The 13,360-nt window shown below is 43.7% G+C and carries 16 protein-coding genes and 1 tRNA gene; 2 read left to right on the forward strand and 15 right to left on the reverse strand.

Annotation, left to right across the window (positions count from 1 at the left end):
- Positions 1-554 precede the first annotated feature (554 nt).
- The 4 genes from FE296_RS12340 to rpsF all read right to left on the reverse strand — a co-directional run bounded on the left by FE296_RS12340 (position 555) and on the right by rpsF (position 2,522).
- Entirely contained in the window at positions 555-1,148 is a 594-nt protein-coding gene (locus FE296_RS12340; RefSeq protein WP_150365087.1) for a M15 family metallopeptidase, read from the reverse strand.
- Positions 1,149-1,365: 217 nt separating this feature from the next.
- Entirely contained in the window at positions 1,366-1,638 is a 273-nt protein-coding gene (gene rpsR, locus FE296_RS12345; protein ID WP_017691433.1) for a 30S ribosomal protein S18, read from the reverse strand.
- A gap of 56 nt (positions 1,639-1,694) precedes the next feature.
- Positions 1,695-2,180, reverse strand: a complete 486-nt coding sequence (gene ssb, locus FE296_RS12350; RefSeq protein WP_017691432.1) for a single-stranded DNA-binding protein — start codon at positions 2,178-2,180, stop codon at positions 1,695-1,697.
- A gap of 48 nt (positions 2,181-2,228) precedes the next feature.
- Positions 2,229-2,522 carry a 30S ribosomal protein S6 gene (rpsF, locus tag FE296_RS12355; RefSeq protein WP_036611944.1) on the reverse strand — a complete coding sequence of 98 codons (294 nt, stop codon included), beginning with the start codon at positions 2,520-2,522 and terminating at the stop codon, positions 2,229-2,231.
- Positions 2,523-2,724: 202 nt separating this feature from the next.
- Here rpsF and FE296_RS12360 point away from each other — a divergent pair, with 202 nt between their 5' ends.
- Positions 2,725-2,919, forward strand: a complete 195-nt coding sequence (locus tag FE296_RS12360) for a YjzC family protein (protein ID WP_036671877.1) — start codon at positions 2,725-2,727, stop codon at positions 2,917-2,919.
- A gap of 438 nt (positions 2,920-3,357) precedes the next feature.
- Here the strand turns inward: FE296_RS12360 and FE296_RS12365 are convergent.
- The 4 genes from FE296_RS12365 to FE296_RS12380 all read right to left on the reverse strand — a co-directional run bounded on the left by FE296_RS12365 (position 3,358) and on the right by FE296_RS12380 (position 4,970).
- Positions 3,358-3,448, reverse strand: a tRNA-Ser gene (locus tag FE296_RS12365).
- Between the two features lie 103 nt (positions 3,449-3,551).
- Positions 3,552-3,761, reverse strand: a complete 210-nt coding sequence (locus tag FE296_RS12370) for a DUF951 domain-containing protein (protein WP_150365088.1) — start codon at positions 3,759-3,761, stop codon at positions 3,552-3,554.
- Complete coding sequence (locus FE296_RS12375; RefSeq protein ID WP_150365089.1) at positions 3,751-4,692, reverse strand: mechanosensitive ion channel family protein; 942 nt, start codon at positions 4,690-4,692, stop codon at positions 3,751-3,753. Before FE296_RS12375 ends, FE296_RS12370 begins: the two co-directional genes overlap by 11 nt.
- Before the next feature lie 14 nt (positions 4,693-4,706).
- On the reverse strand, positions 4,707-4,970 hold the full coding sequence (locus FE296_RS12380) for a putative Se/S carrier protein (protein ID WP_190945171.1): 264 nt from the start codon (positions 4,968-4,970) through the stop codon (positions 4,707-4,709).
- A gap of 117 nt (positions 4,971-5,087) precedes the next feature.
- On the opposite strand from FE296_RS12380, the gene yyaC reads away from it, so the two are divergent.
- Entirely contained in the window at positions 5,088-5,693 is a 606-nt protein-coding gene (yyaC, locus tag FE296_RS12385) for a spore protease YyaC (RefSeq protein ID WP_036611957.1), read from the forward strand.
- Here the strand turns inward: yyaC and FE296_RS12390 are convergent.
- From FE296_RS12390 to mnmG, 7 genes are all read right to left on the reverse strand, one after another.
- Positions 5,668-6,168 (reverse strand): DUF4446 family protein, encoded by a 501-nt coding sequence (locus FE296_RS12390; protein WP_036671879.1) that lies wholly within the window; start codon positions 6,166-6,168, stop codon positions 5,668-5,670. The two genes, yyaC and FE296_RS12390, sit on opposite strands and share 26 nt — an antisense overlap.
- 140 nt (positions 6,169-6,308) lie before the next feature.
- Positions 6,309-7,463, reverse strand: a complete 1,155-nt coding sequence (locus FE296_RS12395; RefSeq protein WP_150365090.1) for an aminotransferase class V-fold PLP-dependent enzyme — start codon at positions 7,461-7,463, stop codon at positions 6,309-6,311.
- Between the two features lie 161 nt (positions 7,464-7,624).
- The gene (locus FE296_RS12400) at positions 7,625-8,470 is read right to left on the reverse strand and encodes a ParB/RepB/Spo0J family partition protein (RefSeq protein WP_017691423.1); all 846 of its coding nucleotides are present in this window, start codon (positions 8,468-8,470) and stop codon (positions 7,625-7,627) included.
- The gene (locus tag FE296_RS12405; protein ID WP_024629525.1) at positions 8,463-9,224 is read right to left on the reverse strand and encodes a ParA family protein; all 762 of its coding nucleotides are present in this window, start codon (positions 9,222-9,224) and stop codon (positions 8,463-8,465) included. The genes FE296_RS12400 and FE296_RS12405 overlap by 8 nt, the downstream gene beginning before the upstream one ends.
- A 189-nt stretch (positions 9,225-9,413) precedes the next feature.
- A complete protein-coding gene (gene noc / locus FE296_RS12410; protein ID WP_091012196.1) occupies positions 9,414-10,232 on the reverse strand; it encodes a nucleoid occlusion protein in 819 nt (272 codons plus the stop codon).
- 515 nt (positions 10,233-10,747) lie between these two features.
- Complete coding sequence (rsmG, locus tag FE296_RS12415) at positions 10,748-11,470, reverse strand: 16S rRNA (guanine(527)-N(7))-methyltransferase RsmG (RefSeq protein ID WP_150365091.1); 723 nt, start codon at positions 11,468-11,470, stop codon at positions 10,748-10,750.
- The gene (gene mnmG / locus FE296_RS12420; RefSeq protein WP_091035227.1) at positions 11,470-13,359 is read right to left on the reverse strand and encodes a tRNA uridine-5-carboxymethylaminomethyl(34) synthesis enzyme MnmG; all 1,890 of its coding nucleotides are present in this window, start codon (positions 13,357-13,359) and stop codon (positions 11,470-11,472) included. The genes rsmG and mnmG overlap by 1 nt, the downstream gene beginning before the upstream one ends.
- Position 13,360: the final 1 nt, after the last annotated feature.

Below are 13,360 nucleotides of genomic sequence, written 5' to 3' on the forward strand. Positions count from 1 at the left end.
TGATAATTCCTAGCGGAATTATATATCAAAATAATTAATGTAATCATACGTGTAATTTTAGCTAACGTCAATGCTTATTTTGAGATTTTTGGTATAAATGTTTTTTATACTACAGATTTGGATATTAGTAATACTATAAAGGCATATATCAGGAATTTTGAGAGGTGTTATCTTGTTTTTGGCTGTGAGGTGTACATAGGCAATTAGTCAAAATAACATATACATAACATAGTAGTTACATCTAATGTATATGTATGCTTTAATTTAAGTAGACAATCTTAATTTTGCGTGAGGTAAATGTTACATATATGAGTGATGATTATATATCGATCCATAGCTGAATTTTATTGAACCGGAGCTGTTATGCTTACAATTGAAATAATATGTGCGATCAAAGCAAAAAATCTAGTTAATCTAGTATAGTTTTATTTATTTGCTAATGTAAAGACCAAATTGTCATCTTTTATCATTTATTTTACAAAAGAAAGAAAAAAGCCCTGCAAAATGCAGAGCTTGTCTAATATTTATTCATTTAAATGTATATATAACACCCTTTACTGAGAATCAGGAGGTCTTTTACCACGCTTCAACTCATTGATACTCAAGCCAAAATCCATCTGCAAGTGAGGATAGTCCGGGAAGTTTGCCCAGTCTCCACCCCAAGTGAAACCTAACTCTTTGGCGAGATCCACAACTTCCATCCAGTCTGCCTTGCCATTCCCGTTATCATCACGTTCCATATCCCACACCACATCACCCTCAGGCGTCCTCAGTGCAAAATCAATTGCTAATCCGTAGTTATGATATGACTCACCACCACGTGCATTAGTAACGATATTGCCTGCGCTTGAGCGTCCTTGGTTAAATAGTACATCTTGTTCCTCGGAACTTCGGTAGCCGTGGGTGATGACAATCTCTATTCCACGTCTCGCTGCCTTACGTACCAATAATTTCTCATTTTCTGCTACCACAGGATGTAGGCCGGTGATTGGCAGAGCCTCTTGGATTGTTGTCCCAGGCCACATGTTATCTATATCACCTTTTTGCTGTAACCACACATATATAATGGAAAGTAAAAGAGTAGCTATAATCCAGGTTTTCAGACTGCTCTTTTTTCTCTGTTTGCCTTTACGTTTTGATGTATTCATATCCACTCCTGATGATTATTCTGAAATAAAGCTATTCTTGCTAACTGAGCCTTTTCAGTAGATTAGACTCTATTATAATCCATTTGAGCCTTGAATGCTTCTATCACCATAGTTTGGATTCTCTGATTAGCTAGAGTGAACATGTTATTTTATTCTATACATACAAAAAAAGCAGCCGGCTATAAGCCGACTGCTTCGTATGCAAGCTGAGTAAAAACTACTCAGTTGTGTATGGCAATAATGCGATTTGACGGGAGCGTTTGATTGCAATCGTCAGCATGCGTTGATATTTAGCGCTAGTACCTGTTACACGGCGTGGCAAAATTTTTCCACGTTCGCTGATAAATTTACGAAGCAAGTCCGTATCTTTATAATCGATGTGAGTAATTTTGTTAGCTGTGAAGAAGCACACTTTACGACGTTTATTACGGCCGCCACGACGTGCCGGTCTTTTATCGTTGTCTCCGCCTTCTCTTTGCTTGAAGCCCATGCTTTTCAGTCCTTTCCTATCATGTAACCCATATCTCTGAAGAGTATCAGCTCATGTTAAAATGGCAAATCATCATCCGATATATCAATCGGTTTTCCGTCATCGGAAAAAGGATCCTGATTGTTGCTACGCGAATTATTGTTATTGTTCGCGCGTCCGCCGCCTCCATAAGAAGGCTCTTCACGCATTGGTTGCCCACCGCCGCCACCGCTATTATCACGGTTAGCTGACTCCAAGAAACGGACATTATCGGCAATGACTTCGGTCACGTATACACGTTTTCCTTCGTTATTCTCGTAGTTCCGTACTTGAATGCGTCCTTCGACTGCAGCCAGGCGTCCTTTGCGCAAGTAGTTCGCACAGGTCTCGGCAAGCTGTCTCCAGGTTACGACCGGAATGAAATCGGCTTCCTTTTCTCCCCCTTGGCTTGTAAACGGTCTGTCCACTGCCAAAGTAAATTGCGTAACTGCTACTCCTGCTGGAGTGTAACGCAACTCAGGATCCCGGGTTAACCGTCCGATCAGAATGACACGGTTCAACAATGTAATCCCCTCCTTCAGAGCGTATTGGTGCGTTAATCACGAGTAGTATTAAGCAGACTTAACGTCGTTGGTAATGAGATAACGAATTACTTCGTCAGAAATCTTCATGAGACGCTCAAGTTCAGTTACAACTGCTGGTTCAGCAGTGAAATGTACCAGAACATAAAAACCATCACGGAATTTCTTGATCTCATACGCAAGACGGCGTTTACCCATAACGTCGTGAGCTGTAACTTCACCACCGCCGTTGGAGATGATGCCTTGGAATTTATCGACTGTAGCTTGAACAACTTCTTGCTCAATGTCAGGACGAATAATGTACATCACTTCATATTTGCGCATAATTTTCACCTCCTTATGGACTCTGGCCCTCAATCTAGGTTGAGAGCAAGGAACGAGCACAAACTCGAACTATATTAATATAACAAATACCGAGTTAAAGTGCAAGCAAACGTTCCCTGTACATATTGGCACATGATCAGCCCGGCTATGGAGCACACTACAGAAGCAACAAAGTAACATAATCTGCAGAGGAGGTTTTATCATGGGTGAAAAAACCGAGTTTGAACCAGGAGACAAAGCCCCAAACGATGGAGAGTACACGGAAGTTGGGGAAAAAAGTTTTGTCACTGAAATTCAGAACCCAAAGCGGGTAACGCTGCAAAAAGGTGAAGCTTTTCCCGAAACAAGCAATCATAATCGTAAGTGGAAGAAGCTGACCAAAGCCCGCGTCCATTAATCGCAATACTTTTTTCACAATCCATGTATACAAAACGGAATAAAGCACATAATACAATTAGGCGGTGCACGAGAGAGGTGTGGTTCCGTTGGACAACGAAGCCGATCATTCGCTGTTGGAGATTCATCACGTAATTTAAGAAGCAAGTGGTTATGTGTTGTAAGGCCCTTCGTCTGAAGCACGCGTATTGCTACGTGCAGTACACCAAGTGTCTGATTGTTACGACCGATTGTTTCCTAACAAACAAATGCACCGCCGGATAAAGAGCCCTTCGGGGCTCTTTATTTTTCGTTTTAGTCATTAATGATGCATCTGATATGGATACGTGGTCAATACATATTCAATAAAACGTTATACAAAAAAGACTTTCCTAATGGAAAGTCTTCTTATCGATCTTTTTATTAAACTCAATGTGTATTGAGTAAATTACAATTGAAGTGGCGGAAAGGGTGGGATTCGAACCCACGCACGCTGTGACACGCCTAACTGATTTCGAGTCAGCCCCCTTGGGCCTCTTGGGTACCTTTCCGCAGCAATATTGATTATAGCATGATCATTTACAGAACGCAACACCCATGCGGGGCCTGCATGTAACCGTTATTACGCGTACTACATACCGAATTATTACAAGATCAGGATTCAGTGGAATCGTCGGCTGAACGCAGTACCTTCTTCATGTTTTTCTCGAATTTCGCTCTTGGAATCAACACGCTGTGTTTACATCCGACACACTTGATCCGAATATCCATACCCATACGAATGATCTCCATCTCATTGCTGCCACAGGGATGCTGCTTCTTCATCTGCACGATATCCCCAAGCTGGAAACTTTTACGCTCCACCTGTGCCATCCCCCTCATCTTTCTCCAAAGCTACTGCCTGTTCCAATACGGCTTGATTGCTCATCTCATGATACTCCAACGTTTTTTTCACATCGCCCTGAATCTGACGTTCCACCGAAGCACGAGAGTTAGGCATACATTCAGCCACAATTCGCACCACATACTCAGATGTAGACATCGACTGAATACCGAGCACATCCGGCACCTTCACAATATTTAGATCACGCTCTTCAATCCCCACCAAAGACTTTTTCACCAAATGTACTGACTCATCGAGACTTAAGTCCGCCTTCATCGGAATATCCACTACCGCCAGCGAATTCGACATGGAGTAGTTCGTTACACTTGCAATCGCCCCGTTTGGGATAATGTGTACCTCACCTTGCCAGCTGACCAGTTTTGTTGTTCTAAGTCCGATCACTTCAACCGTTCCCTTGTAGGTTCCCGTCTGAATAACATCCCCCACAGCGAACTGGTCCTCCAATATAATGAAGAAACCGGTAATAACATCCTTGACCAGACCCTGTGCACCAAAACCAATGGCAAGCCCGAGCACACCGGCACTCGCGAGTAACGGTCCAACTTGGATATTGATCTCAGATAACAGTAGCAGAATCATAATGAAATTACATGTTATGGAGGTCGCATTTTTCAACAGTTCCCCTACGGTCACGAATCTGCGCGGATTCACGCGAATCTTGCCTTCCTGCTTGCGTTCCATGGAACGATCTATAATGCGATATACCACCTTAATGACAATACGGGTGATGATAAAAATAATGATGATCCGGATTGAGCTGAACATAATGTTAAGCCACATATCGGGATCTGCAATTTTGTTCCATACTTTATCTGTCCAACGAAGGGCTTCGCCAACGGCGGTTAAGGGACTGCTAGCCGTAGTCCCTTGAGCAAATTGAAATGGCAACATCCATCCTGCCTCCTCTACATCGGTATGTTATCATAGCTGTCTTCTGTTTTGAAATAGAGGCCTCGGATTTCTACAAACTCATTACGAATGATCTTCTGCACTCGCTCCAGATCCTCTTTTGGAAACTGAATACATAGCGCACACCCTGCTGTAATTTCTTTTGGCGTAGGGAACAAGTCGATTTCTATTTCAGCAAACTCCAGCAGCATTTCAGCACGCATTGCCTGCTGGGTTGAATCAAATGCTATCAGCATCCAATCGTTAATCCATTCGTCCATATCCGGCTCCTTTCGCCTTACGGCCAACCCTGGAGAAAAAGCTTGTCCTCGTGAAGTATAAAACGCTCTACCTTTCCATATACTGTTACTACTATTCCAAGGGAAAGGATAGATCCTATGAATCCTACTTCGCGTTCCTTTTCATCACAAGACATGACCAGTTTGAAAATCCCCCATACCGATCCAGGTATTCACTCGGCCATTACCCATCGTTTAATGTTCCATCTCTATAAAGCCCATTCTCTGCAAAATGTAGTGATTGTCTGCATCGGCACAGATCGCTCAACAGGCGACTGCCTTGGTCCTCTGGTCGGATCAGCCCTTTCCAAGTGGGACAGCCCTTTATTCCATCTATATGGTACCTTGGATGAACCAGTCCATGCGATGAACCTGCAAGATACACTCCACAACATACAGAAAACACACCATAACCCTTATGTGATTGGCATTGACGCCTGTCTCGGACAATCATCCAGTGTGGGATGCATTCAAGTTGTGAATGGTCCACTCAAGCCGGGTGCGGGGGTAAATAAAGAATTACCGCCGGTCGGCGATATCCATCTGACAGGTATCGTTAACGTCGGCGGCTTTATGGAATACTTTGTTCTACAGAACACACGGCTCAGTCTTGTTATGCGTATGTCCGAGATTATATCCAGCAGTCTGTACTCTGCCATCCGGGAATGGCATACACGTTCTACTCTGCTTGCTGTGCCAGAGTAATAGCTTCCTTTTCCTCTGGGGACAGAGTATACGTGGACTCTCCCCCTTTAAGAGGTTTGGCATATACGTAAGAACCGTCGCGGTTATATATCCCCGTAAGGATCATGCCATCCTGGCTATCATTAATCATGGCCATGGAGAAGCTCAGATCACTGCCACGCTCTCCATAAGCATTGTACCTTTTCACGCCAACTTTACCTTGAATGCGGGTCAGCTTTTGCATGACAACTTGCAGCTGATTCGTTTGCAGTTTGTGTTCATCCTCAATGCTGTCCATCTGAATTTTCAGATTAATCAGCAACGATTCCAGGTCCTCTACTCCACTGCCAGCCATCATGGCTTCATATTTACGTTTAAACTTTCGTAACTTTGCCCCTTGAACAATACTCACAATCAGCAAGATCACCGTAAGTAATGCCATTCCGCCAATAATCCATAACAGCTGTTCCAGAATCAGCTCGTTTAATTCAGCCATGTAATTGCAACTACCCCTCTATATTTTTGATCAGATTAACGTCTGTCCTGTAATATTATCATTCATTATAAATCAACCCGATATCCATAAGCTTAATCAAGCAATCCTGTATCCAGTGAGTTCATCATTTCAACTCTAGTTTAGTCTGCTCCAGTCAATTCCAGCACTGCCTTAACGAGTGCTTCCACATGTTCTCTAGTTGAATTGTATCCCACACTAGCTCTTACTGCTCCGGTAGCGGTTGTACCAGCAGATTCGTGTGCAAGCGGTGTGCAATGAAAACCGGAGCGAACCGCAATCCCATAATTCCGATCTAATCGGAAAGCGAGTTGTGCCGAATCATACCCATCTACAGTAAAAGATACTAATCCGGTGCGTGGCTGTCCAATCTCTGGACCAAGCATTCGAATGCCCTTAACGGATGATAGCCCATCCATCATATGTTGGGTCAGTTCCCATTCATGTTGGTAGATGACCGCTGGTGTCATCTCAAGTACATGCTTTACACCCGCATTCAGCCCTGCGATCCCGACTGTATTCGGCGTCCCCGCTTCATACCGATCAGGACGCACCTTTGGCTGCTCCAGAGCTTCTGACTGACTTCCTGTTCCTCCATGAAGTAAAGGCTCTATATCGAGCTCTGGCGCAATGTACAAGCCCCCTGTACCCTGAGGACCAAGCAGTCCTTTGTGCCCTGGAAAAGCCAACATATCAATGCCCAATTGTTGTACATTCACAGGCATAACCCCAGCACTCTGCGCCGCATCTACCAATAAGATCGCCCGATGTTTACGACATAGGAGCGAAATTTCTCCAATAGGAAGAATACTGCCAAGCAGATTCGAACTATGTGTACATACCACCAATCTGGTATTGGAACGAAACATACGTTCCATTTGCATCAGATCAATGGCTCCCGAAGCATCAACAGGTACATAATCAATCTCCACATTTCGGAGTCTGCGCATATACTCTAGTGGTCGTCTGACTGAGTTATGTTCAGCCATGGTGGCAATCACATGGTCGCCCTCTCTGAGCGAGCCTTGAATCGCCAGATTCAGTGCTTCTGTCGTATTTGATCCGAATGCAATATCATTCGCATTTTTGATTCCAAAGATATTGGATATGGATTTTCTCGTCTCGAACAATACACGACTTGCCTGAACAGCCATCCGGTGACTTCCTCTGCCAGGATTGGCTCCGGCAATCTCCAATGCACTCAACATCGCATCACCGACAGCAGGTGGTTTGGGCCAAGATGTTGCTGCATGATCTAGATAGATAACTCCCTCCACCTCACAACCACCTCTGTCCCATAATTTAATAATTCCCCTGCACATAGTGCACATATAACCCTATAAACAAAGAATGACATATCGTTTCTCCATGGTACAGAGGCGATATGTCATGACATGAGTAAGCCCCGCATGTTGTTAATGAATCATAGACCCGACTGTTATTGTAACAATTCCAATAGCCGTTCTAGATCCTGTTGACTGTAGTAGTTGAGCTCAATTTTACCTTTATCTTTATTGTGCTTGATTTTCACTGTTGTTTTGAAACGTTCACGCAGAGATTCTTCCAACGTATCAATGAATGGATCTTTCTTTTTTAACTTCGATTTGGCTTTAGCCTCACCTGTTTTGGATCGATCCAATTGTTGAACAGCTTCCTCCAACTCACGTACACTCCATTGCTGATCAATGGTTTGTTTGGCAAGTTGCTTCACCACAACCTCGTCTTTCACACCAACGATCGCACGTGCATGTCCCATAGATAATGTTCCACGTGAAACATGGTCTTTTACTTCTTCCGGCAACGATAACAGACGCAAGAAGTTAGCAATGTGAGAGCGTGATTTACCTACTTTTACAGACAACTCTTCCTGAGTTAACGCGAATTGATCCATTAACCCCTGATAAGCAACTGCAACTTCCATGGCGTTAAGATTCTCCCGTTGCAGATTCTCAATCAAAGCAATCTCCATTACCTGCTGATCACTGAAGTTCCGGACTACAGCCGGTACCGTGGCATTACCACAATATTGCGAAGCTCTGAACCTTCGTTCTCCGGCAATAATCTCATAACCTCGTAATACAGGACGAACAATAATGGGTTGTATGACACCATGCTGACGAATGGACTCAGCCAGTTCATGTATTGCGCCCTCATCAAATACTTTACGTGGTTGATAGGGGTTAGCCCGCAGTTGACTAATCGGGATTTCTACGACTTTATCATCGTCATTAATTGAAAGCGAAGGAATGAGGGCATCAAGACCTTTTCCAAGCCGCTTACTCATAAGAAATCACTTCCTTTGCGAGCTCTAAGTACACTTCCGCCCCTCTTGAACGAGGGTCATACGTAATAATGGATTGACCATGAGATGGTGCTTCACTAAGCCGTACGTTACGCGGAATAATTGTTTGATATACTTTTTGTTGAAAATACTTTTTCACTTCTTCAATAACCTGAATCCCCAGATTGGTCCGCGCATCAAACATCGTCAGCAATACCCCTTCAATCTGCAGGGATGTATTCAGATGTTTCTGTACCAGGCGAACCGTATTGAGCAACTGACTTAATCCTTCAAGTGCATAATACTCACACTGAATCGGAATGATCACCGAATCGGAAGCAGTCAACGAATTGATCGTTAACATACCAAGAGATGGTGGACAATCAATCAGTATGTAATCATAGTTTTTTTTCACCATGGCGAGTGATTTTTTCAGGCGAACTTCCCGTGATATCGTGGACACCAATTCGATCTCGGCTCCGGCAAGCTGAATCGTTGCAGGTATGATATGAAGGCCTTCAATTTGAGTCTCCACAATCGCTTCTTGAGGAGGAACCTCATTAATAATGACATCATATATACAATTAGCCACATCTGCTTTATTGATTCCGACTCCGCTGGTTGTATTCCCCTGAGGGTCAATATCGACAAGCAATACTCTTTTCCCGAGTGAAGCCAGTCCTGCACCCAAGTTAACAGATGTCGTCGTTTTCCCCACACCGCCCTTTTGATTTGCTACGGCCATAATCTTAGACAATTACTTCACCTCAAATAAAATAGGAGTCTTTTCTGTAGGTTGTGAGATATTGTTAACAAAAAGCAGGCGGCTATCGTCCACACAAACAACAACTACCGTTCCATCAATATACCGACCGTTCTTTAAAAATGTCAGACCTAACTTGCTTTATAGACATAAAAAGCGGCCTATTGCCGCCATAAGCTTCAATTATTTGCGTTTTGGAATATGGATAACGATCTCATAATGATCCTCATGGTCTGCTTCTTTTGTTTTGATGTCCAGACCAGAGCCAGTTACCATATCAATGGATTGGCGAATTGTATTAAGTGCAAGCCTTACATCCTTGGTAAAGGAAACACGTCTAGACTTTTTAATCTTAGAAGATTCCTTGTAGAAGGCAACACGTGCCTCTGTCTGTTTCACATTCAATTCCTTTTCGATAATCTCACCGAGCAACTTCATCTGCAGTTCTTCCGTATCCAGAGAAAGTAACGCTCTTGCATGCCGTTCAGAAATTTTGCGTTCCATCAATGCGGCCTTAATGCCTTCTGGAAGCTGTAACAATCGAATTTTGTTGGCGATGGTTGACTGGCTTTTGCCGAGTCGTTGTGCCAGACTTTCCTGTGTCAGTTGATGCAAGTCGATCAGCTTCTGATAAGCGACAGCTTCCTCAATTGAGGTCAATCCTTCACGTTGCAAGTTCTCAATCAGTGCAATGGATGCGGCCTGAGAGTCGTTGAATTCACGCACAATAGCCGGAATCGTATCCAAACCCAATTTTCGAACTGCACGCCAGCGACGTTCCCCGGCAATAATCTCATATGATCCATTTCGCACGCGAACGACAATAGGCTGAATTACACCATGTGTTTTGATCGTTTGCAACAACTCATCAATTTTATCATCATCAAAAATAGTACGGGGTTGATATGGGCTGCTCACAATTTCATTAACCGGAATCTGTTTGATCTCATCTCCGTTATTGCGCTCCGCCAAACCAAACAACTTCGAAAATTGTTCTTTCATTCCGCAGATTACCACCTAGTTTCGTAATAGCTCCCACAGTCTTTGCAGGTGCTTCTTATTCAATAAGCGACCTTTCACATGCATCGTTCTTGGAATAAGTTTTGCCTTTCATAACGCTTCCTGTCATACAACATCGAACGCATATCCATCTATCTATACATATAATCTATGATCGCTGTGACCCAGGATCGGATACTTCTATTCTATCATCTTTTCTATCATAATCCTATGCTTACCTATTCTTTAAACTCTGCTAATTTTCCTGCTTTTTCTTTGTGAATATTGGAAATATGACGACTTGCACACATTCAATTAATGAAATTGTTCATGAGTTAGTGTACGTAAAATTCATCATTACAGGTTCTTCAAGAGGTATGTAATACGGAGTATCTGTAATGTTGATCCAGTCCTCCATTTCAGAAAACAAAAAAAAGAGAATGTTTCACGTGAAACATCCTCTTTATCTATGTCTAAAATTATATTATATTTTGACTCACTTCAAAACCATCACGTAACTATATCAGTGGAGTCTTCATTGGAGTGCCTGGTTTGCGCGGATACTTATGGGGTGTCTTATCAAATTTCTGAATCAGAATGATATGACGCTCTGATTCTTCAACTGGCAGTTGGAATGGATGAACGGCCTTAACCCGTCCTTTCAGTTGATTGAAGCTGAACTCCGCTTCCTTCATTTCCCCACGGGGGTCTCCGCCCTTCATCGCAGCGAACATTCCACTTTTACGAACAAACGGAAGACAGAATTCATTCAGCACAGCCAGCTTGGCTACTGCACGCGCCGTAACGAGATCGTAGCTGTCACGATACCCTTCTTTGCGTCCAATCTCTTCAGCACGTCCATGGACCAACTCTACGTCTGTCAGGCCAAGGATATCTACCACATGCTGTAGAAAGCCAATGCGTTTATTCAATGAATCGATGATCGTAAGCTTAATGTGCGGGAAACAGATCTTCAGGGGTAATCCCGGAAAACCCGCTCCAGATCCAATGTCAGCAAGCTTATTCACTTTGGTCATGTCAGTATAAAAAGCCAGCGATACCGAATCATAGAAATGTTTGGTATACACTTGCTCACGATCCGTAATTCCGGTCAGATTCATCTTTTCATTCCAGGATACCAGCTCCTGATAATACAGTTCGAATTGCTCCAACTGGAGTTCGCCCAGTTCCAACCCATGTTCTTTCAAGCGCAGCTGAAGCTGCCGTTGAATATCGTCCATTATTGTCCCCTTGCTGCGGTTACACGGTTATAATGCTCCAGGTAGACCAGCAGAATGGAGATGTCGGCAGGAGTAACTCCAGCAATACGAGACGCCTGACCAATCGAGATTGGACGAATCGTAGCGAGCTTCTGCTTGGCTTCCATAGCAAGACCATGAATCTCATCATATACGATGGTGTCCGGAATTTTCTTTTTCTCCATCTTTTGCAAACGTTCCACGTGAATCAATTGTTTCTCAATATAACCCGCATATTTAATTTGTATTTCGACTTGTTCTTTCATATCTGCTGTCAGTTCTACCTCAGATGGTGAGAGCTGTTCAATCAGTTCATACCCCAGCTCCGGGCGACGCAACAAGGTAAGCAACGTACTGCCATCCTGAATAGGTGTAGATCCGTACTCTTCCAGCTTGGCATTCACTTCAACCGGGCGAGCTTTAGCCACTTTCAGACGTGCAACTTCCTGCTCGACTTTCGCCTTTTTATCCAGGAATTTCGCATAACGCTCTTCAGGGATCAGGCCAATGTCATGTCCAATTTCCGTCAAACGCATATCTGCATTATCATGGCGAAGTAACAGACGATATTCAGCGCGTGAAGTCAACAGACGATACGGTTCATTTGTACCCTTTGTTACCAAATCATCAATTAACACGCCAATATAACCTTGAGAACGATCAAGCACGATCGGCTCTTTATCTTGTACTTTGCGTGCTGCATTAATGCCAGCCATAACGCCTTGTCCAGCCGCTTCTTCATAACCTGAAGTACCATTAATCTGACCTGCTGTGAACAGACCTGGCAGACGTTTGGTTTCAAGTGATGGCCACAATTGTGTTGGCACCATCGCATCGTATTCAATCGCATAACCGTTACGCATCATTTCCACTTTTTCCATACCTGGAATGGAGCGCAGAACCGCAAGTTGGACATCTTCTGGCAGACTTGTAGATAGTCCCTGCACATAATACTCCGATGTATTTTTGCCTTCAGGCTCCAGGAAAATCTGATGTTTCGGTTTGTCGCTGAACCGGACAATTTTATCCTCAATGGATGGGCAATAACGCGGTCCAGTCCCTTCAATTACACCGGAAAACATCGGTGCACGATGCAGATTATCATTAATAATCTGATGTGTTTCCACAGATGTATACGTCAACCAGCAAGGCAACTGCTCATTATCAGAAGATTCCGTTTCATAGGAAAAGAACTTCGGCTCATCATCGCCAGGCTGAATTTCGGTTTTGCTAAAATCAATCGTATCCTTATGCACACGTGGTGGTGTACCTGTTTTGAAACGAACCAGATCAAAGCCCAGTTCACGCAGATGCTCTGACAATTTAAGAGATGGTTGTTGATTGTTTGGTCCACTCTCATACATCAACTCACCCATGATCACTTTGCCACGCAAGTATGTGCCTGTCGTCAGAACGACCGCTTTAGCCCGATACTCTGTTCCGGTCTGAGTCACAACGCCTACACATTTTCCGTCTTCAACGATCAGTCGATCAACCATACCCTGACGCATTGTCAGATTACGTTCATTCTCCATCGTTTCCTTCATTTTATGCTGGTAGGAGAATTTATCTGCCTGAGCTCGAAGCGCGTGAACAGCAGGCCCTTTACCCGTGTTAAGCATTCGCATCTGAATAAAGGTTTTATCAATATTCCGTCCCATTTCTCCACCAAGTGCATCAATCTCACGTACAACATGTCCTTTGGCCGGTCCCCCAATAGATGGGTTACAAGGCATAAAGGCCACCATATCCAGATTGATCGTAATCATTAGTGTTTTGGACCCCATACGAGCTGCGGCCAGCGCGGATTCCACACCAGCATGTCCTGCACCAACGACGATTACATCATAACTGCCGCCATCAAAAGCCATT

Origin of the sequence: Paenibacillus sp. UASWS1643 (assembly GCF_008693195.1) — a bacterium.
In the GTDB taxonomy this organism is placed as follows: domain Bacteria; phylum Bacillota; class Bacilli; order Paenibacillales; family Paenibacillaceae; genus Paenibacillus; species Paenibacillus amylolyticus_B.